Source organism: Streptomyces soli, from assembly GCF_003999195.1.
Taxonomy (GTDB): domain Bacteria; phylum Actinomycetota; class Actinomycetes; order Streptomycetales; family Streptomycetaceae; genus Actinacidiphila; species Actinacidiphila soli.
The window spans coordinates 53601-71862 of the sequence record NZ_RJVR01000346.1 but is presented as its reverse complement, the minus strand read 5'-3'; the positions used below and the strand labels follow the sequence as shown (position 1 = coordinate 71862).

General features: G+C 68.0%; 21 protein-coding genes and 3 pseudogenes. 5 read left to right on the top strand and 19 right to left on the bottom strand.

Annotated features, from left to right (window positions below):
- Nucleotides 1-335: 335 nt before the first annotated feature.
- Both EFK10_RS42180 and EFK10_RS42175 read left to right on the top strand, forming a co-directional pair.
- Nucleotides 336-908: a nitroreductase family protein gene (locus EFK10_RS42180; protein WP_206305808.1), complete on the top strand. Its 573-nt coding sequence runs from the start codon at nucleotides 336-338 to the stop codon at nucleotides 906-908.
- A 91-nt stretch (nucleotides 909-999) separates the two neighbouring features.
- Nucleotides 1000-1656, top strand: a pseudogene (locus EFK10_RS42175) (helix-turn-helix domain-containing protein); the annotation flags it as partial.
- A 216-nt stretch (nucleotides 1657-1872) separates the two neighbouring features.
- Here EFK10_RS42175 and EFK10_RS42165 read toward each other — a convergent pair.
- The 5 genes from EFK10_RS42165 to EFK10_RS42145 form a co-directional block, all read right to left on the bottom strand.
- Nucleotides 1873-2112 carry a MarR family transcriptional regulator gene (locus EFK10_RS42165; protein WP_127360928.1) on the bottom strand — a complete coding sequence of 80 codons (240 nt, stop codon included), beginning with the start codon at nucleotides 2110-2112 and terminating at the stop codon, nucleotides 1873-1875.
- 105 nt (nucleotides 2113-2217) lie between these two features.
- Nucleotides 2218-2535, bottom strand: coding sequence for an esterase (locus EFK10_RS42160; RefSeq protein ID WP_240677807.1), 318 nt, complete (start codon nucleotides 2533-2535; stop codon nucleotides 2218-2220).
- Nucleotides 2536-2639: 104 nt separating this feature from the next.
- A complete protein-coding gene (locus tag EFK10_RS42155) occupies nucleotides 2640-2849 on the bottom strand; it encodes a hypothetical protein (protein WP_127360926.1) in 210 nt (69 codons plus the stop codon).
- 53 nt (nucleotides 2850-2902) lie between these two features.
- Nucleotides 2903-3175, bottom strand: coding sequence for a hypothetical protein (locus tag EFK10_RS42150; RefSeq protein ID WP_127360925.1), 273 nt, complete (start codon nucleotides 3173-3175; stop codon nucleotides 2903-2905).
- Nucleotides 3176-3263: 88 nt separating this feature from the next.
- The gene (locus tag EFK10_RS42145) at nucleotides 3264-3521 is read right to left on the bottom strand and encodes a DUF317 domain-containing protein (RefSeq protein WP_240677806.1); all 258 of its coding nucleotides are present in this window, start codon (nucleotides 3519-3521) and stop codon (nucleotides 3264-3266) included.
- 310 nt (nucleotides 3522-3831) lie between these two features.
- Between EFK10_RS42145 and EFK10_RS42140 the strand changes: the two genes are divergently transcribed.
- Nucleotides 3832-4104, top strand: coding sequence for a hypothetical protein (locus EFK10_RS42140; RefSeq protein ID WP_127360924.1), 273 nt, complete (start codon nucleotides 3832-3834; stop codon nucleotides 4102-4104).
- Between the two features lie 4 nt (nucleotides 4105-4108).
- Here the strand turns inward: EFK10_RS42140 and EFK10_RS42135 are convergent, their stop codons facing one another.
- From EFK10_RS42135 to EFK10_RS42085, 11 genes are all read right to left on the bottom strand, one after another.
- Nucleotides 4109-4597 (bottom strand): hypothetical protein, encoded by a 489-nt coding sequence (locus tag EFK10_RS42135; protein ID WP_127360923.1) that lies wholly within the window; start codon nucleotides 4595-4597, stop codon nucleotides 4109-4111.
- A 38-nt stretch (nucleotides 4598-4635) separates the two neighbouring features.
- The gene (locus EFK10_RS42130) at nucleotides 4636-5496 is read right to left on the bottom strand and encodes a DUF317 domain-containing protein (protein WP_240677805.1); all 861 of its coding nucleotides are present in this window, start codon (nucleotides 5494-5496) and stop codon (nucleotides 4636-4638) included.
- 116 nt (nucleotides 5497-5612) lie between these two features.
- Nucleotides 5613-6434: a hypothetical protein gene (locus tag EFK10_RS42125; RefSeq protein ID WP_164836378.1), complete on the bottom strand. Its 822-nt coding sequence runs from the start codon at nucleotides 6432-6434 to the stop codon at nucleotides 5613-5615.
- Nucleotides 6435-6472: 38 nt separating this feature from the next.
- Nucleotides 6473-7039 carry a hypothetical protein gene (locus EFK10_RS42120; RefSeq protein WP_127360921.1) on the bottom strand — a complete coding sequence of 189 codons (567 nt, stop codon included), beginning with the start codon at nucleotides 7037-7039 and terminating at the stop codon, nucleotides 6473-6475.
- Between the two features lie 22 nt (nucleotides 7040-7061).
- Nucleotides 7062-7313, bottom strand: coding sequence for a hypothetical protein (locus EFK10_RS42115; RefSeq protein ID WP_127360920.1), 252 nt, complete (start codon nucleotides 7311-7313; stop codon nucleotides 7062-7064).
- A 30-nt stretch (nucleotides 7314-7343) separates the two neighbouring features.
- Nucleotides 7344-7871: a hypothetical protein gene (locus EFK10_RS42110; protein WP_127360919.1), complete on the bottom strand. Its 528-nt coding sequence runs from the start codon at nucleotides 7869-7871 to the stop codon at nucleotides 7344-7346.
- A complete protein-coding gene (locus tag EFK10_RS42105; RefSeq protein ID WP_127360918.1) occupies nucleotides 7868-8536 on the bottom strand; it encodes a hypothetical protein in 669 nt (222 codons plus the stop codon). The genes EFK10_RS42110 and EFK10_RS42105 overlap by 4 nt, the downstream gene beginning before the upstream one ends.
- Nucleotides 8533-9009: a hypothetical protein gene (locus tag EFK10_RS42100; RefSeq protein WP_127360917.1), complete on the bottom strand. Its 477-nt coding sequence runs from the start codon at nucleotides 9007-9009 to the stop codon at nucleotides 8533-8535. The genes EFK10_RS42105 and EFK10_RS42100 overlap by 4 nt, the downstream gene beginning before the upstream one ends.
- Nucleotides 9006-9773, bottom strand: a complete 768-nt coding sequence (locus EFK10_RS42095) for a glycosyl hydrolase (RefSeq protein ID WP_127360916.1) — start codon at nucleotides 9771-9773, stop codon at nucleotides 9006-9008. Before EFK10_RS42095 ends, EFK10_RS42100 begins: the two co-directional genes overlap by 4 nt.
- Nucleotides 9770-10360, bottom strand: a complete 591-nt coding sequence (locus tag EFK10_RS42090; protein ID WP_127360915.1) for a DUF4913 domain-containing protein — start codon at nucleotides 10358-10360, stop codon at nucleotides 9770-9772. Before EFK10_RS42090 ends, EFK10_RS42095 begins: the two co-directional genes overlap by 4 nt.
- A gap of 82 nt (nucleotides 10361-10442) precedes the next feature.
- Nucleotides 10443-10862, bottom strand: coding sequence for a hypothetical protein (locus EFK10_RS42085; RefSeq protein WP_127360914.1), 420 nt, complete (start codon nucleotides 10860-10862; stop codon nucleotides 10443-10445).
- A 961-nt stretch (nucleotides 10863-11823) separates the two neighbouring features.
- On the opposite strand from EFK10_RS42085, the gene EFK10_RS42075 reads away from it, so the two are divergent.
- On the top strand, nucleotides 11824-13425 hold the full coding sequence (locus EFK10_RS42075; protein ID WP_127360912.1) for an IS1380 family transposase: 1602 nt from the start codon (nucleotides 11824-11826) through the stop codon (nucleotides 13423-13425).
- Nucleotides 13426-13591: 166 nt separating this feature from the next.
- Here the strand turns inward: EFK10_RS42075 and EFK10_RS42070 are convergent.
- Together EFK10_RS42070 and EFK10_RS42065 are read right to left on the bottom strand one after the other, a co-directional pair.
- Nucleotides 13592-13807 (bottom strand): annotated as a pseudogene (locus EFK10_RS42070) (transposase); the annotation flags it as partial.
- Between the two features lie 530 nt (nucleotides 13808-14337).
- Nucleotides 14338-16320, bottom strand: coding sequence for an ATP-binding protein (locus tag EFK10_RS42065; RefSeq protein WP_240677812.1), 1983 nt, complete (start codon nucleotides 16318-16320; stop codon nucleotides 14338-14340).
- 151 nt (nucleotides 16321-16471) lie between these two features.
- Between EFK10_RS42065 and EFK10_RS42060 the strand changes: the two genes are divergently transcribed.
- Complete coding sequence (locus EFK10_RS42060) at nucleotides 16472-17794, top strand: restriction endonuclease (protein WP_240677804.1); 1323 nt, start codon at nucleotides 16472-16474, stop codon at nucleotides 17792-17794.
- Nucleotides 17795-17827: 33 nt separating this feature from the next.
- Here EFK10_RS42060 and EFK10_RS51520 read toward each other — a convergent pair.
- Nucleotides 17828-18247 (bottom strand): annotated as a pseudogene (locus EFK10_RS51520) (transposase); the annotation flags it as partial.
- Between the last annotated feature and the right edge of the window lie 15 nt (nucleotides 18248-18262).

Here is an 18262-nt window from a genome sequence, read left to right as displayed (position 1 = left end):
ACGGGTACCTCCACGCCTCACCGGCGGGGCTTTTGAAGAGACTGTTCTGTCGCGGCAGCACCCGCTGAGGAATACGTCACCTCCGAATACGTGAACTCCGCCGGTATCGTGCTGTGACCGGGAAGGCTCGCCGGGTTGGTTGGTCAGGTGGCGAGGGCTGGTCGGCCTCCCCAACGGAGGGGCCACATTGTTCGTGAGCACGTCGCGGTCGGACAGAGCATGTTCGGGCGGGGCTACGCGCTTCAGGGCAACCTCCCCGCAAGAGCGCTGCGCCCTGCTCCGAACGTGCCCGACCGGCCACCGTCCCGGCTGGAATACGACCGTACGGTGGTCGGTTGTACCGGGACGTGCAACGTGATCTGGAACCGCCCGGCGGCATCCATCCTCTGCTGGCGGGACGGTTCAGCCCCTACAAGTTCGACCCGTCGGCCGCCATCGACGACCACTCCCTCGGCTTGCTGCTGGAAGCCGCGCGATGGGCACCGTCCGCTGGGAACTCCCAGCCATGGGGGTTCTTCGCGAGCCGGCCCGGTGAGCGGGGGCATGAGCGGGTCGTGCGCCACCTCGCGCCCAGCTCGGCCCGGTGGGCGACGGACGCAGGCCTGCTCGTCGTCACGCTGGCGCGCCGCTACGTCGGCGACACGCAGCTGCTCTACTCCGAGTTCGCGGACTACGACCTCGGCCAGGCCGTCGCCCACCTGACCGTCCAGGCCCAGGCGATGGGACTGGCCGCCCACCAGTTCCGGGCCTTCGACCTGGAAGGCCTCACCGAAGAACTGCGCCCGAACCCGGGATGGGCGATCGTCTCCATGATCGCGCTCGGAAAGGCCGCCGGAGAGCCACCAGCGAGCCGCGACCGGCGCAGCATCGCCGACCTGGGTTCCGCCCCCTGGTCGATGTCAGAGTAGCGCTATGACCGGGCAGGTTCGCCGGGTGGACGGTGATGACGCCTGAACTGATTGGATGTGGGCCGACATCCGATCCGATGTGGGAGGCGCGGTGACGGAGCCGGTCAAAGTCCGGAGGCTGACTGACCAGGAAGGCCAGCAGTTACAGCGGATCGTACGGCGGGGCAGCACGAACACGGTGCGCTACCGGCGGGCGATGATGCTGCTGGCCTCGGCCGGCGGCAACCGGTGCCGGTGATCGCCCGGCTGGTCCAGGCGGACGAGGACACGGTGCGAGATGTGATCCACCGATTCAACGAGATCGGCCTGGCCTGCCTGGACCCTCGCTGGGCGGGAGGCCCTCCCCGCCTACTCAGCCTTGACGACGAGGACTTCATCGTCCGGACGGCCACCACCCGACCCACCAAGCTCGGGCAGCCCTTTACCCGCTGGTCCATCCGCAAACTGTCGCCTACCTGCGCTGCCTCCACGGCCGAGTGATCCGCATTGGCCGTGAGGCCCCGTGCTGTCTCCTCGCCCGACGCGGCGTCACCTTCCAACGCAACAGGACTTGGAAGGAGTCCACCGACCCCGACTACGACGCCAAACTCGACCGGATCGAGCACGTCCTGGAACACTTCCCGGACCGCACGTTCGCCTTCGACGAGTTCGGGGCCACTGGGCATCCGCCCGACCGCCGGGGCCTGCTGGGGCCGAGAAAGGCAAGCCGGACCGGCTTCCGGCGACCTACCACCGCACCCACGGTGTGGGCACTCGTCCTCGTCCTGGACGTGGCCCTCATACCAGTCGTGGACGGCCGCGTGGAGGATCGCCTCCTCCACCGAGGCTTCGCCGCTGTGGACCGATCCGATGGCGTTGCCGACGACTACCCTGCGCACGGCGTTGTCGGGTGAGGGGAACGGCGGGGACGGCATCGGCGAGTCGGTCGTCATGGCCGAAGCCTACGGGCGGACCCGGTCACGGGTCAGCCGGATGCGGTGCTGTCGTGCTTGGCGGCGGGCCCGTGAAGGTCGCTGCGGAACCCCCGGCCGACGGGCTGCCAGCCCTGGAAAGTTGCGGGCCTCCAGCGCGGCCGATCAGGCACGCTGGTGTCGTCGGGCTCGGGCAGGCTGCCCCGACTCTTGCGGCTGCGGGCTGCTCGAACACTGATGCCCAGGTGAGCGGCGACCTCCGGATACCCCCAGAGCTGCTGGTCGTCGGCCATCGTGTCCTCCTCGTTCGTCGATGATGAGCGTACGCAACGCGCGGGTGGTCGTACGGCAAGGCCGCCCCTGCCTGATCGGCGCGGGACGGCCTTTTGCGGGTGCGGTCAGACCTCGGCGAGGCGGTTGGAGAAGTCGAGGGCGGCGGTGGCCACGGCGAAGGCGGCGCACAGGCCGTGTACCTCGTGGATGGTCGGGCGGATCAGGCGCGGCCAATTGTCGGGAGCAGCTGGCCAGGAGGCGAGATGGACCTCGGCGTTAGCCAACCCGAGGTGTGCGGTGAGGTCCCAGCCAGCCGGCGAGGCGGGTTCCCAGTTGAGGCGGATCCGGCCGAGGGGGAGTCGGAGAGCGTCGCACGGGAGCCAGGAGACGTCGAGCGGTCCCTTGGGAAGGGCGGAGACGCGGTGGACCAGTGCGCCGCGCACTCCGGGCGGCATGGGCCGCAGAGCGAGGCCGTGCAGCGGACGGGTGGCGGAAGGGTGGGGTCGCGGTGAGATGGGGGCTTCCTGTCGGGGTCGGTGGGACGGGGTCAGGCCCAGGCGAGGGAGGTGCGGACCTCTGGCGGGAGGTAGTCCTCCTGGCCGTCGTCGGCGATGAACGCGACGCCGTCGCGAACGAGGACGTCAGTGCCGAGGTAGTGCGCGAAGGGCCAGTCGGGGTTGACGGCAAGGCGGATCGGCAGGTTGGGGTCGAGGTTCTGGAGCTGGCGGAGCAGGTGGCCGACGGTCAAGTGGGGCAAGGGAACCTCCGGGAACGGGATCGGTTGGGCTGAGGAGTGTTGTTGGTGGAGCGTCAGTGGGCGTCGAGGCGAAGCAAGTCGCGCAGGACCTTGGGACCGGTCGACTCCGGCTTGGGGTGGCTGGCGAGGTGCCGCTTGCGTGACTCGTTGACGTAGCCCTTGCCGGGGTTCTTCATCTGCCAGCCACCGCAGGAGCAGATGGCCTGTGAGTAGGCACGGCCGGGGCAGTCGGGGTGGAGCGGCTTGCCGGAGCTGGTGTGCTTGTGGTCCGTTGGGCAGTCGGTGCCTTCGGCGTGGTGGTTGGTCAGTGGGGCTCGGAAGGTCAAGGCCCGTTCCTCTCGGTGGCTAGGGGCTGGTCGGCTCGGCGTGCGAGCCGACCAGCGGCGGTGCGGGGCGTGTGGCGGACGAGAGCGGTCAGCGGGAGGGGTTGGCGACGAGGGCGGCGACGAATCCGGCGACAGCCTCGGAGGGGGTGTAGAGGCCGAACTCCTGGACCCAGGGCTCGGCGTCGTCGGGGACCACCCGGACCTGCCAGACGATGCCGCGCTTCCAGGCGGCGGTGTCCTCGGGGAGCCAGCCGACATAGACACGGCGGTCCGGGCTGGTGCAGTGCACGTTGGCCTCCGGGGTATAGACGATCGCCCAGCCGAGCGCCCCGAGAAGTGCGAGCACCGGCCCCGCGCAGTGGTCGCTGGACAGCCAGGCGCGCTCCTCCGTGGCGGGGCGGACGACAGCGGGCAGGAGGGTGCTGGAGGCTTTCGCGACTTGACGGTCCCTTCGTTGACCTGCGGTGTTTCCCGACAGCCGTACGTTGACATGCAGTGTGCCGAAGTACGTAGTCGTTTCCCGGAAGGTGGTGTCTGCCGTGGGCGAACTGGCCGTCGGGAGCGATGGACCGACGGGCCGGGGAATGGATCGGCGCGGCCGGTTGTCGTAACTGGGTTGCGGTGCGAGGCGGTACGCAGCCGAAGGGGGAGAAGGCGTGGCGGAGTCGAGCAGACACTGGGACGGAGCAGGGCTGGAGCGCAAGGTCCGCGCGGCCGGGCGGCCGTGGACGGTGGGTGACATCGCGATGGTCGCCGACGGCCAGTGGGCCGTGCGCACGAATCCCGACATCGAGGAGAAGCGCAACGGGGAAGCCGAGGTGGAGCTCCGCATCGCGGATGGGCGGCGCGTCGAGCTGACGGTGGAGGAGCTGGCCCGCGCGGTGGGCTCCCGGTTCGGGGAAGCCCACCGCGACGAAGACGCGGACTGATCGGCTAGCGGCGTGGCCCGGACGCGGCCACCGTCGGGCCGGCAGCGGCCGACGGAGCGGGCCGGTTGGGCGGTTGGCCCAGCGCGCGCGGTACGTGCGCCGAGCGGGCGACAGCGGCCTGGGCCAACCGGACCGTCGGTGCCCGGTCCGCGGTTGCGGCGGCTTCCCGGGCCTCGACCACGTGGCTGATCGCCTGCAGGGCGGTGCGGCTCTCGGCCTGCGCGACACGAAGGTCCACAGCCGTGCTGGTGATCCGCTCCAGGTCGTAGAAGGCCGGCACATGGCCGGGCCGGGTGAGGGCGTGCAGGCGGTCCTGGTGGACGGCGACCGTGTTGTTCGAGACGACGAGAGCCGATCGGATGTGCATCGCCGAGCGCAGGAGAGGGTCCTCGGCGGGACGGCGGACTGCGAGGGTCTCCAGTGCGTCGATGGGGCGGCCCCAGGCTTTCTCGATCATTGCGTCGGCCTGGTCGAGGGCAGTGGCGTAGGACACGGATGGCTCCGGAGGTGAGGTGGAGAAGAGGGTGGTGGTCAGCGGCTGTGCCCCGGACGCGGCACCTGTGGAACCGAGGGCGGGCGTGGTGCCGGGTTGAACGGCCGCGCGCCGGCAGGCGAAGGCGCCACGATGGAACGCGCGTTGGCAGCCTGGGCACGGCGCACGTCCAGGGGAGTCGGCACCGGGGGCTTGACCGGGGTTGCCGTTGCCTGCGCCGGAAGGTGGCGCAGGTCGTCGCCGTAGCGGATGACTGGTGCCGGGTCGGTGAGCGCGGTGTTCAGCGCGGCCACCAGGCCCTCCGGCGTGAAGGAGGAGGCGGTGGCGTACCACTGGTTCTCGGGCGGCCCGGCCAGCATGAGCCACCGCTCTTGATGGCCCTGCATTTCGGCGGCGTGGTCGAGGCGGCCTCGGCGCAGGTGGACCTCGGCCAGGCCGTCCGGAGACTGGAAGGAGACGTCGGCCGCGCCGCAGCGGTGGCTCCAGCCCGCTGCCGCCAGCGGTGTGCCGACGTCGAGCGCCGCCAGGTCGCTGTTGCCGTAGTAGAGATAGGAGTCGGGGCCCTCGGTGTAGGCGGCAGCGAGCGCGGTGGTGAAGCCGGCGACGATCTCGGTGGGAGTGCTGTCCTGGAAGGTGACCAGCCAGCGGGGCATCGCGAAGGGATCGGAGTACGCCGCGATTTTCCACAGCGCGTCGTCCTCACCTTCGGGCAGGTACCCCAGGCGAATGGTCTGCTCGGGGGCGTTGACGTACACGTTGCCCATCTCGTCGTGATTCAGTTTCCAGCCCACGTCGAGGAGAGGTTGGAGGGCGGGATCGCCGGTGCAGGTCGATCCGGCCAGGTAGCGCGGGGTGACGTGGTACTCGCGCCACCGCTCGTCGTTCAGGTCGTACGGCACAGCTCCTCCAAGGTCGAGGTGGGGAACGGGCCCGCGTGCAGCCGGGGCGGACTGCTCGGCTGCACGCGGGCACGAGCGCGGTGGGGACGCGGATCTGGTGCAGGGGGCCATGGGAATCACCGGCCCCGAGAGGGGGCGGATCGGGCGGTGACGGCCAGCGGCACGCGCGGTTGCGGCTGCGGGGCGTGGCTGAACAGGGCGCTCGGCGCGGCGGTGGTCCGACGCAGGGCAGCTGCGGTACGGATGCTGTCCGACCCCAGCGGGATGCCGGTGTGGGTGCGGGTGGCCGCCGCGGTGGCGGGGCGCTGTGGGGCGACGGGGTTGCTCCAGTGCTTGACGGCTGCGTAGACCGGGCCCAGCGCTCGCCAGGCGTCGGTCAGGACGTACGGATCGCCGTGGCGCGGTCCGGTGCGGGCGACCAGGACGTCGAGCTGAGGCCGGTTCAGCCGCTGCCGGGTGAAGCCGTTGTCCAGCCCGGCCTCCTCGGCGATGTGGACGAACCGCACGGGTCCGCCCGCGCCGAAGACCTGGATCACGGCGGTCGAGTGGCGAAGGTGTAGACGGCGCACGGCGTCCTCGACGCGCTCGGTACCGGCCACCTTGCCGAGCGACAGGTTCGTCTGGGACCAGTAGGACAGTGCCCGGTGCACCGACGACAGCCAGTTGCCGAACCCGCTGAGCTGGAACGGGGCACTGTGGCGATCAGCGGCTCGGGTCACCAGCCCGTCAGCGTGCATCTGCGCCAGTCGCTTGCCGACGAGCTGCTCGCCGACGAAGCGAAGCCCGGCGGCGACGTCACGCACGCGCATGGGGTCGCCGTGCTGGCAAAAGTCTGCGCCGACTGTCCACTCCGGCGCGATCAGGGAGAGCGCGGCCTCGACGTGCTGCGCGTTGAAGGAGCCGATCCGGGGAGTGGTGGGCTGTGCGGGGGTGGGCATGGTGATAACTCCGGTCGGGAAGGAAGGGTTCGGATTGCTCAGGCGCGGGCGGTCGGGCCGGGCCGGTGAGGGTCGCGCTCGGCGCGGAGACGCTGGAGCACCGTGCCGAGCCGACGGTTGCTGACGTGGATGCCTCGGTCACGCAGGCCCCGGCGCAGGGTTTCGCGGTTGAGACGGGGCAGGCAGGCGGCGACCTGGCGAGCAATGGTCATCAGGTCCTCATCGCCGGACGCGGGGCCGGTCCGGCCAGCCGAAGGCCGGCGGGCGGCAGGCTGATCAAGCAGGAGGCGGACATCCAGCAGATCCCAAACCGCCTCAGCTTCCGACTGCTCCCGGCGTTCGAGGTGAACGACCTCGTCCGCGTACCGCAGCACGAGGTCGTCGAGGGTGTGCTCGCCGGAGCGGCAGCGCTGCCAGGCCGTGTCCAGGTTGCGACGGGCGGCACGGACCTGGGCGTTCGTCTCAGCCAAGCCGCTGAGCCGCCGCAGCACGATCGGCAGAACGGGATCGCTGGAACCGTCGTGTGCGCCGCTGCGCTGGAGTTCCTCCAGCGGGCGGCCGTATCGGTGCTCGACCAGGTGGCGGGTGTAGATCGCGGTGGACATGGGGGTCTTCCTTCCTCGGGGTTCAGCGGGTGCGGGAGGGCTTCGCGGCCGTTCCGACGGGGGAAGCGGAAGCGGTGTCGGCTCCCGGAGACGGGCCGGGGTGGCTGCGGCTGAGGGCGGCGGAAACGCGTGGTGCAGTCGATCGCCCGTCCTGGAGGGCTGCCTCGCCCTGCGGTGTGAGCGACAGGAGCTGTCCAGGGCGGTACGACGACGTGCTGGTGTCCTTCTCCAGCAGCCCGTCCGCGAGGAGCCGCTCGGCGGTCTCGGCCAGCACCTTCGGGCGGTTACCGGCCCCGTCGGAGAGTCAGGTGTAGCCGTAGACCGCGCTCTGGTGGAAGCGCAGGCCGTCTGCCTCGACTGCTTCGAGGGCGGCGAATTGGCGACCGTCCGCGATGGCCCAGTTGTTGTCCTGCTCCGGGGCCAGGTCCACGCTCTGGCGCGGTCCCTTCGAGGCCGGAGTGGCGTCGGACTCGGGCAGAAGGCGGTGGTAGGTGGACACGGCCCGGGTCAGTTGCTCGTAGGCCGCACCCCGGCGGGCGACGAGCAACTCGATCTGCGGACCAGTGGTGCGCAGGATGCCGTACCAACCGCCCATGCTGGCGTGATCGCCCCGCCCGAAGGGTTCAAGAAGCTCGATCGCGGACTGGGCGGCGCGGGTCAGTTCGCCGTGCAGCTCGTCGACATCGCGGGCGGCCTCGGCGACCATCCTCCCGACGAGGTCGAGCGGGTCGCGGAGCGGGCGGTTGTCGCTCAGCGCCCAGGGATCCTCGACACCGAACTCTTCGGCGACCAAGTGCGCGCCGGGCCGCTTGGCCGGGTCGTGGGGATTCACTCGGCCGCCGCCATCCGGGCCAGCAGGGAGCGCACCAGGGTGGGCAGGCTGTGGGGGCCTTCGCCGATCGAGACGTGGTCGGTCGCATCGCCGAGGACATAGGTGGCGTCTTCGAGCAGGCCGCTGGAGATCTCCATGCAGGCGTCGGTGATCCGCGAGGCAGCGAGGAGGGACTGGGAGAGCACCTCGACGTAGTCGCCGGGCGTGAGGTTTGCGGCCTCGGCAGCGGTGCGGATGGCGGCCAGTTCGAGCGCGCTGAACGCGAAGTCGAACTCGCTGTCCTGCTCCGTCGGCGTGGGTGCGGCGATGTCTGGGTCCGGCGCCTCGGCGGGGATGCCGACCCGCGTGCAGATCTGGTCCACGGAGGCGGTCAGCTCCGCGAGGGACTCGGTGAGCCAGCCGAGTGCGGAGGCGTAGGACGCCAGGGTGAACAGACCGGCGGGCGTGGCGGGGAGCGGCTCGTCGATGACGAACCCTTCGAGCCGGTCGTTCAGCTCGCAGACCACCCGGGGGCCGGCAGACAGCGCACCGAGAAGGGGATGCAGGTACGAGCGGCTGGCGGCGGTGGGGTATTCGGTGGTCAGTACGCCGGAGACGCTCTGCGCGGCGTCGGTGAGCAGTCCGGCCAGTTCGGCGCGGGCCAAGGGGGTGCGGTCGGCGGTCATCGCAGGGGGGCCTTTCGGGAGACGGATGCGGTGGGGTGGGTTGCCGCCGGTGCGGCGGCCGGGAGGGACGCTGTCTGGTCGACCGTGTGGGGGGAGCGGGATCGGGCTGCCTGCACGCGCGCCTCGGTCGCCGAATCCGTCTCGGTGGCCTGGTTGAGGCCGGTGCGAAGGTGGGCCGCGAGGTAGACCGCGTAGTCCTCCCGGGCGCCGGCCGCGACGAGGTAGATCTCGCGCTTGTGGGTCGAGGTGGGCGGGGCCGGGCGGAACTGGATGACCATCCGGTAGGAGACGGCCGGGTCGACGTAGACCTTGTGGAAGCCCGCGAGGCGGCCTTTCAGCGGCAGGCAGTCGTCGCTGCCGTGGACCAGGTTCTGCAGTTCCAGCAGCGCCAGGTCGCGGATCTCGTCGGGGAGTTCGCGCAGGTCCCCGATGGCGTCCGGGTGCGCGGCGAAGGCGAAGCGGGCGCGGCTCACATCGACCTCCGAGGGTTCGGTCGCTGGGCCTTGTTCACGGACGGCGCGTTGCTGGTGTCGAGGCCGGCCTTGGGGATCGCGGAGGCGCTGGTGGAGCGGGTGAGGGCAGCACGGGCCCGCAGAGCGGCGGCGTCGCCGCGGTGTTCCGGCGGCTCCGGCAGGGGGTCGCTGCGGTTGTCCAGCCAGTGCCGGGCGGCGTCCTCGTCGGCGAAAGCGCCCTGGCGCATCGTGTAGGTGTGGGCGTCGAAGTCCCCTTCTTCGAGGAAGACGCGTATCGGGGCCTGAGCAGCGAGGGAGTCGCCGGTCAACGTCCACGTTTCGCACGGGTCGTAGTCCGAGGACTGGGTGTCGAGGACTTCGTACTGCTTGCCCGACGCGCGGATCTGCTGCTCGATCCGGAGGGTGAGGTCGTCGGCGGGCTTCATGAAGTCGGCGCGGACCTGGGCTATGGGGTCGGGCGGGCAGCCGCGTTCGATCAGCCAGTTCTGGGCGAAGGACACGCTGGCGTGATAGGCCGTCTCGAAGGTGAACGTGTTCAGGCCCAGGTCTCGTGCGACCTTTATCGCAACTACCTGCGGTTCTCCGGGCACACCCCAGCTCACCGAGCCGTCATGGGCGACGACGTAGCTGCGGGATCCGTTCGGGGTCGTGTGGTGTTCGGCCACGATCGTCAGTTCACCGGCCCACATCCGTTGCTCCGCGTACTCGGAGTCGGCGTCGGCGGGCTCGAAGTCATCGAGGTGGAAGTCGAGTTCGGCGGTCACTGGACGGCTCCTGTCCGCTCGGGTGCGGGGGTGGCCAGCACGCGGTGGTTGGGCCGGGTCGGGCTCGTCGTGCATGCGGCGAAGGGGCCGTCGGGGGCACGGAGGTGGATCAGGGCCTGGTCGAGGTGGTCGCGGTGCCACGTCGAAGGACCGGACAGGCCGGCCTCGGCGTCCGTGAGCTGCTGCCACGCGAGCCAGAGCGCGTGCAGCCGGGCGACGGCCTCGGGATGCTCGTGCCACTGGTCGCACCACGGCCGGGTGGTGCTGATCTCCCGTCCGTAGACCGGCAGGAAAAGGTAGTTCACCCAGTTGCTGAGTGCGGCCAGTTCGACGGCGTATGCCTCGCCGCCCAAGGCGAGGATGAACACCGAGGTCGGGCCGTCGGCCTTGTCGGCGTCGGCTGACTCTGCGGCCGGGGTGCCGTCGGTGGACTGAAGTGCGGAGGTGGGCTCGGAGCCGAGGCGGTCGAGAATGACACCGTGCTGACGTACCTCCGCCATGGCCTTGGCGAGGGTGCTGGCGAGATCGTCGAGATCGCCGTCGGGCACGCGGAACGGCTCGGGGGTGGCCTTGCTGGGCTTGGACATGGGGACGTGCTCCATCTGTGGGAGGGCGGCACAAAGGAGAGAATCCGGAGAATCCGCGATTTGGCCGAGCCGGGAATCTGCGCTAGAAGCGCTCTGGCGTAGGCCGGTTGGACCGGCCGGGTGCCGGGTCCCACCACGCCGGAGCAAGCTCGGCGGCCAGGCGGAGGCCGAGGGCCACGGCCTGGTCGAGGTTGTCGGCGAGCGGGTGGCCAGCGGCGGTGAACTTGGCGGGATGGTGCAGGCCGCCGGTGTGGAGTACCGCGAAGGCTTCGTTGGCGTGGGCGGCGTCCGCGTCGTCGATGGGGTCGCAGATCAGCAGCAGGCGCCGCGGTTTGGTGCTGATGCCGAGCGCGTCGAGGTGGGCCGCCAGGGCTGCTGCCTTGGTGCCGCCCGACGGCCGGTGGGTCCGTCGATGCGCTCGAAGAAGTGGCCGATGCCGGTTTCCTCGACCTCCCGCAGCAGGGTGGAATGCGGGCACAACGCGCTGTCGCTGGATGTCCACTCAGCGGCGGTGATCGGACGAGCCCGCCGCAGGCGTAGAAGTCCGGGATCGGCACTGTGTTTGGCCCGGCAGGTAAGCCGGTCGACCGGCTTACCGCCGAGCGCGTGGCGTTTAGCGCCGAGACGTGGTCGTCGAGATCGTCTTCAGAGTGCCGATCCAGTCCCAGAGCTCGAACTCCTCGAAGTCGCCGTCCTCGGGCAGTCCGTTCCGCAAGCAGCCGCCGCGTTCGCAGCACAAGCGAGCGGCGGCAGGCCGGGGGCCCAGCCGGGGCATCCGGACAGCAATCGGGGGTGACGGACCCGGAGGAGATCGTCTGGCACCGGCCCGCGTGCGCAGGTCGGTCGGTTTTACCTGGGCAGGTCTTCGACCTGCCCGACCCGCGTCTCACGGTGATCGAGCACCGGATGCTGAAGCTGCGTTGCACCTGCGGTCACCTGACCCGCGCGACGCGGGCCCGAGAGTCTCACGGCGCCGACCCAGTACGGTCCCGGCGTCCACGCGATGGCCGTGTACCTGCTGGTGCAGCAGCACTGCCCACGGTCCGCGCGCGGACGCCGCCGGCGACCCTCGACGCCGTGCTGCGCAACGGGCCTGCGAGCAGCTCGCCCCGTTCAGCGACCACGCCGTGGCACTGCTGCAGCAAGTCACCGTCGCACACTTCTCGAGTCCGGCATCCGGGTCGCCGCGTCCCTGCATTGGGTCCACGTCGCGTGCACCAACAGGCTGACCGGGTACCGCGCGCACGCCAGGCGCGGGCACGTCGCGATGGTCGAGGCCGGCGTGCTGGAGCACTTCACCGGCACCCTCGTCGCCGATGCCTTCACCTGCTACCAGCCTCGGTGATTCACTGCGGCTCGGCGGTTGGTGACTGAGTGTCACCCGAAAGCAGAGACGGTGCCTCTACCTGCGATGATGCGAGCTGTCGAAGAACACATCGCTGCAAGGCGGGGGCACCGAATCCGTGCGCAAGAGTAGTGGACGACTCGCCGGTCTGGCCATGCCGGCCGAGGGGAAGGGGCAGGTCGGGCACGCGGGCGGGGTGCACCTTCAGGTGCTGGCCGAGCGGGTCGGGCTCGGCGAGGAGCTCACGTACGCGATGCGCCGGACCGGCTTCGCCCCGCGTCACGAGCGCGGGCGGGTGCTGACGGATCTGGCCTGCGCGATCGTGCTCGGCGCGGTCGCCATCGCCGACATCGCCGTCCTCGAACACCAGCGCCCCGTACTCAGGGACACCGCGTCGGCGCCCACGGTGTGGCGCACCCTGGAGGAGACGGGCGAACAGCAGCTCAAACGGATCGCGCTGGCGCGGGCGAAGGTCCGCCGCCGGGTACGGGCCCTGCTCGCCGCCCGACCCCAGGGTTTCCCGTGGATCAGCGTCAACGGGCGGGCGCTGGAGGGCTGGACGGTCCTGGACTCCGACGCCACCCCGGTGGGGTGCGCCTCGGAGAAGGAGGGCTGTGCGGGCACGTACAAGAAGCGCGTGTACGGCCTGTGCCCGATCCTGACGTTCTGCGACAACACCGGCGAGATGCTCGCCCAGCACCTGCGCCCCGGGGATGCGGGGGCCAACGACACCGGCGACAACATCGCGATCTTCGAAGCGGCGGTGGCCCAACTTCCCGGCCCCTACCGAAGGAAGATCCTGTTCCGCACCGACGGGGCCGGGTTCTCCTGCGGCCTGCTGGCCTGGATCGCCCCGGCGGGGGGACGCACCCACCCCTCCTACACCTGGGAGTACTCCACCGGCTGGACCTTCACTCAGCGCGAGATGGACGCCGTGCTCGCCCTGGACGCGCTGGAGAAGGAGACCGGCCGCACGCTGTGGGAGCCGGCCCTGGACGAGACCGGCGAGCCGCGCGAGAACGCGGCCGTCGCCGAGATCACCGGCCTGCTCGGCGACCTGTCCACCTGGCCGAAGGGTCACCGGGTGTTCGTGCACCGCGAACCCCTGCACTCGCGCTACGCCAAGGACGCGAGCGCGTACGAGACCGAGCACGAGGTGCGCCTGCAGGCCTTCGCCACCAACACCCAAGGCCATCAGGCCTCATGGCTGGACGTGCGTCACAGGACTCACGCCCGGGCCGAGCCCAAGATCCGGGACAGCAAGGCCGAGAGCCTGAACCGGTTCCCCTCCCGCCACATGAAGATCAACCAGGCCTGGCTCGCCGTCACCGCCCTGGCGTGCGACCTGCGTGCCTGGCTCCAACTCCTCGCCCTGCACGGCACCTCCCTGGCCAAGGCGACCCCGAAGACCCTGCGGTACCGCTTCCTGCACGCCCCCGCCGTCCTCGTAGCCGGCCAGCGCCGCCGGCGGCTGAAGATCCCCCGAACCTGGCCCTGGACCGATGAGATCGTCACCGCGTTCCGGCGCCTGCTCGCCCTGCCCCACCTGACCAGGGCGAACCCGCCCCGACCAGCCGAGAGGAGGAAGCAGCACGCCACCGGGGCCGTGGAACCCGGCGTCATCCGGCACGACAGCCGACGGTCGCACTCGCCCGGCAACCGCCCCGAGCGAGAACGAAAGCGACATCACGGGCACAAGATCAACCGGTCACTGCCGTGAACGATCCAGGCCAGCGCTACGGCAGCCGACACGCCCTGTGCAACGCACATTACGCCGATACCCCGGTTATGCCGACATGGCGGCGATCGTTGCGGGTCTATCAGGATTCAGGATTCAGGTGTGATTCATCTGGTTGGCGTACAGGTTTTTCGGTGGGCTGTTTGGCCTACACTCGTCCGGCGGTAAGGCGCCCGTCGAAGAGGACGTCGAACTCGTTCAGGGCGGACTTCCAGCGGTTGTTCCAGCGCTGCCGGCCGCGGCCGGTGGGGTCGAGGGCGAGGGTGGCGAGGTAGAGGCGCTTGAGGGCGGCCTGTTCGTTGGGGAAGTGCCCGCAAGCCTGGGCCGCGCGCCGGTAGCGGGCGTTGAGCGACTCGATCGCGTTGGCCCACCTGCTGCGCGACCTGGACGGAATCACCGCCCAGGACCCGGCCGGGCAGGTATGGGCCAAGGCTGAGCGCTGCCCGTGACGCCGGGGACGACCAGCTCGACCCGCACCTGCTGGCCGGCCTGCGGGAACGCTTCGACAAGGCCACCGGCTGGGGCATCCTCACCAACCGGCTGGGGGACTGGCACGACGGCAACCATCCCGGCTACCGTCTCGCCAAACGCCTGACCGACAAGGCCGAGTAGGTCTGGCTGTTCACCCGCAACTTCGCCGTTCCCTGGACCAACAACGCCTCCGAGAAGGCACTTCGAGGATCGAAACGGCACCAGGCCGTCTCGGGCTACTGGCACACCCCCAGCACCCTGGGTGCCTACCTACGCGTCCGCTTCTACCTCGTCAGCGCACGCGGCCACGGCATCCACCCCATCCACCGCGCCCTCGCAGGAACACCCTGGCTACCCACCCCGGCCTTACCACCCCGTGAATGGACACGCGCGAACTTCCATCGAGGTGGAAACTGAGCGATTCTACTCCGATCCGCTTGAACTGCCAGGATTGCCGCCGGCCAGCGATTGCATCCGTCCATCTTCAGGGGCACGCTGGAAAAGGATGTCGAAATAATCCTGCCACTGCGACTTAGCCTTACTTAGGAGTCCGGACCAGTCGGTCGCATCCATGCCCTGTCGGCGCAACCCGGAGAGTTTCTCATTAAACCCGGCAGGCCTTTCCAGCTTATCGGCCACCATGAGACCGGTTACAGAGTTGAAGTCGCCGCCGCGGTTGGCATTTACGGCTTCCCGAAGTGAAAAAATGTATCGCTCAAAACGGCCAACATGATCCCAATCGGCCGTGACTCCGGGTCGCATGAACTCGATAACCAATAGCTGATGCCCTGCACAAAGGACGAGGTCCACTCGCCCCTTCCATCCATTCAGGGTATCGAGAGAGGTTTCACCCACGAGCTTCATCATGTTTTCGAGACTTTTCTCCACCTTGAAGGTATCCCACTCTGGAGAGATCATCCAGGGGTTTTCGGCAATATAGTCCCGTACCGCATTCTCGAGCTCGCGGTTCTTGATGCGTTCTTCCAGACCCTCAATAAGATTTAGCTGAATCTTCACCCGTTCCGCAGCATGGAGAGCATTCATAGCCCTTGACTCAACGAGAATCCGCACGAGCGCATCGGCATCCATCTCGTTGGTGCGGCCTAGATCGTCAATCAAGTCGCGAAGCCGCCCTCCCTCCCAGGCATTCAAGATGGCGTTAGCCAGATCTTCAAACTGATCATCTGAAATGACGGCAATTTTCGCGAGAGAAGTAAAAGCCCGGTCCACAATCCGTCGCTCATGCTTCTCCAACTTGCCCAATCGCTGAGAGAACGGCTCGATCCTGGCATTCATCGCCTTAACCTTCGTTGCGGCTCGACGATCCTGCCAAATCCTCAGAAGCGACTTGACTCTTTCCTGACCCCATGCAGCAAGAGGTAGAGCCGCATCAGATTCCCAGTTGATTCGCTGACGCTCTGTCGAGATCAGATCTTTCTCTTGGTCATCGATAAAATCGGCCTCAATCCTACCCGACAGGTAGCTTGTACCCTGCTGGCCTCCGAACCCGCCACTCAGGTTGAACAGGAACGGACGCTGAGAGAGCTTATGATGACTAAAGATCGAAATGCCGGCGAGCTCATCCTCGTGAATCGGGTCATGATAGAAGTGGAACCGCCAGCGAATCTTCTCTCCGTTGGAGAGTGCCTCGACTCCCCAACCGTCCTCAATTTGCAGGCCAGGCGGAATCTCCTTTTCTGCATAGTCGGGAGGAAATGTGAACTGGATTCTCTCGACGTCTTCTTCCGTTGAAATCGGATCTCCGTTTACGAGAACCTCAAACTCATCCGCTCGCTCCAGAAGCAAGAAACGGCGCGCCATGCTAACCCGGAACTGATCCTTATTGGGCCGCTTCTTGAGCGTTAGATTTCGTAGGCGGATCGTTGTTCCGTGCTGAGACCTCGCAGAATCGTCCGGCCCGGAGTATTCGACAACCTCCACATCTAGAAGGGTTTCGCTAGCGTACTCTTCCGACTCGCCGGTCAGGCGAGCGACATCCAGTTCAAATACAGTCCGCTCTCCGGTTTCCTTGCTGACCGTCTCTACTATCACCAGGTCGGCGATACCGAAGCCAGCAAACTTTCCAATCCCCTTCCGTCCCATTACTGGACGGCCACCCGCAGTGAGTTCGGATTGGCGGTCCTTGCGACGGTTATATCCGACCCTGAGATACCGATCTTGACATTGCTGCAGAGTCATGCCCTCGCCGTCATCTGAGATGATGATCTCGGAAGATGGTGCCAGGTTTTTCGGCAATTTGACCTGAACGCTGTTAGCGTCTGCGTCCCAAGAATTTGAGACCAATTCCGCAATCGCTGCGATAGGGGACTGGTACATGTCGATCCCGAGGTGCTCAATCACACGACCGTGGAAATCGATGTAAAGCTTCGCCTCTGCAGGTACCACAGTCGCCAACTTTCCTCGTAGTCAGGGTGATCGATCCAATGACTTACGCGTTTGCTGTGATCAGGCGCGTTGGTGGTACGCGAACGACGACCAACCTTCGAGCCTGGGACAGCGTGCAGGACATGCCTCTGGCGCATGACACTATCGTGAAGTGACAGGAGGGGAGAGGGTGTTGGGGAGGTCGCTCCGCGTAGGCCAGGTGTACCGCTACGCCACAGGTAAGGATCCGAAGCAAGCCGAGCTGGACGGATACCCAAACTTCCATCATGTGACGCACTCGCCGGGCCTGAAGAGGGCCTTGTTGGAGTCTGGGATCAATGGGATGGCCAAAGTTGGAGCGCCAGCGGGACCGAGGCGTCCTGTGATCCTCATTCGGTCGAGTCCTTGGAAGGCTGGCACTGAGCAGACGCCGTGGCACGACGTGTTCGACATGGACAACGGGCACGTCCGCTACTTCGGCGACCACAAAGCCAGCACGACTCTCGTGCCCGGAACCACAAACGGGAACGCAGCCCTACTTGAGGCCTTCACCAGTCACCAGGGGCACACGCCGGAGGAGCGAGCGACCGCCACACCACTGCTGCTGTTTCGCGCGGTCTCCCGCAACGGCAAGCCCAAGGGGCACGTCGAGTTCTGTGGGCTGGGCGTCATCGAGAGGGCAGAGCGGCTGGTGCAGTGGGGCGGCAGCGAGCACACCACATTCATCAACTACGTATACGACATCGCGCTCATTGACCTCACAGCCGAGCACGACGAGGTTCCTTGGGAGTGGATCCACTCCCGGCGGGATGAGTCCGTGACCGACCTAGAGGCGCTCGAGCAGGCCCCGAAGGCATGGCGCGAGTGGGTCAAGCATGGCAACTCTGCCCTACCTCGACTCCGCCGGCGCGTTGCCCGGGCCAAGGTCACCAAGGTGCCCGAGCAGCGACCGAAGGCTGGCAGTAGGGAGGCCGAGGACCTTGAGCTGATCTACAAATACTTCGACGGGCGCAAGCACGACTTCGAGGCCATTGCTTCAACCGTCGCCGCGCGTGTGCTGCGCGGGGCCGGAAACAGCTACGTTGAAGGATGGCTGACCCGCAGGTCCGGTGACGGCGGAGCTGACTTCGTGGGGCGGCTCGATCTGGGCAGCGGGCTGGCTGGCACGAGTCTCGTTGTGCTGGGACAGGCGAAGTGCGTCAGGCCGGATCACCTTGTATCCGCCGAGCAGATTGCCCGCGTGGTGGCCCGACTTCGGCGCGGCTGGATCGGCGTCTACGTGACAACGGGGGCCTACTCGGTGCCTGCCCAGACCGAGATGGTGGAAGACCAGTACCCGATCGTCCTGATCAACGGCCTGGACCTCACCCAGGAGCTCCGGAGCATGGCTCGGGATGACCACGGCGGCGATCTGAAGGCCTGCATCGAGCACATACTGAGCGGCAGGGAGACCGCGGTAACCAACCGGCGGCCGGAGGAAATCCTGCTTGAGTAACCGCCTCTCAGCTTGAGATTAAACCTGTGAAGATCATTTAGCCGCTGTGGTGCTCTCGACCTCTGGTGTTGGTTGGCGCTGGTTGTTTTTGCTGGTGGGGGTGGTCTTCCTCTTCCCGACTGGGTAGCGGGTACGGGGTGGTCGGGTGGTGCCTTTCGGGCGGCCGGGGCCCGAGGTTGCGGGTTTCGGTCTTCTGGCGGGGGTGCGAACTTCCAGGCCGTCCTGGCTGGTCAGATAGGTGGTTCGGGTCAGGTCGTAGCCGGCGTCGAAGACGAACACCGGGGCTGGGCGTCCGGCGAGCACACCGGCGGCATCCAGACGCTCGACCACCCGCCGTGCCTGCCGGGCCGTCACGATGGTGGTGTCGTCATCAGGCCCGATCCGGGCCGCGTCCAGCAGTGTCGTCCACGACGTGGCGCCCCACTCCAGGCCGGCGGCGAAGGAGTACGGCCAGCCTGGGGGTACCCC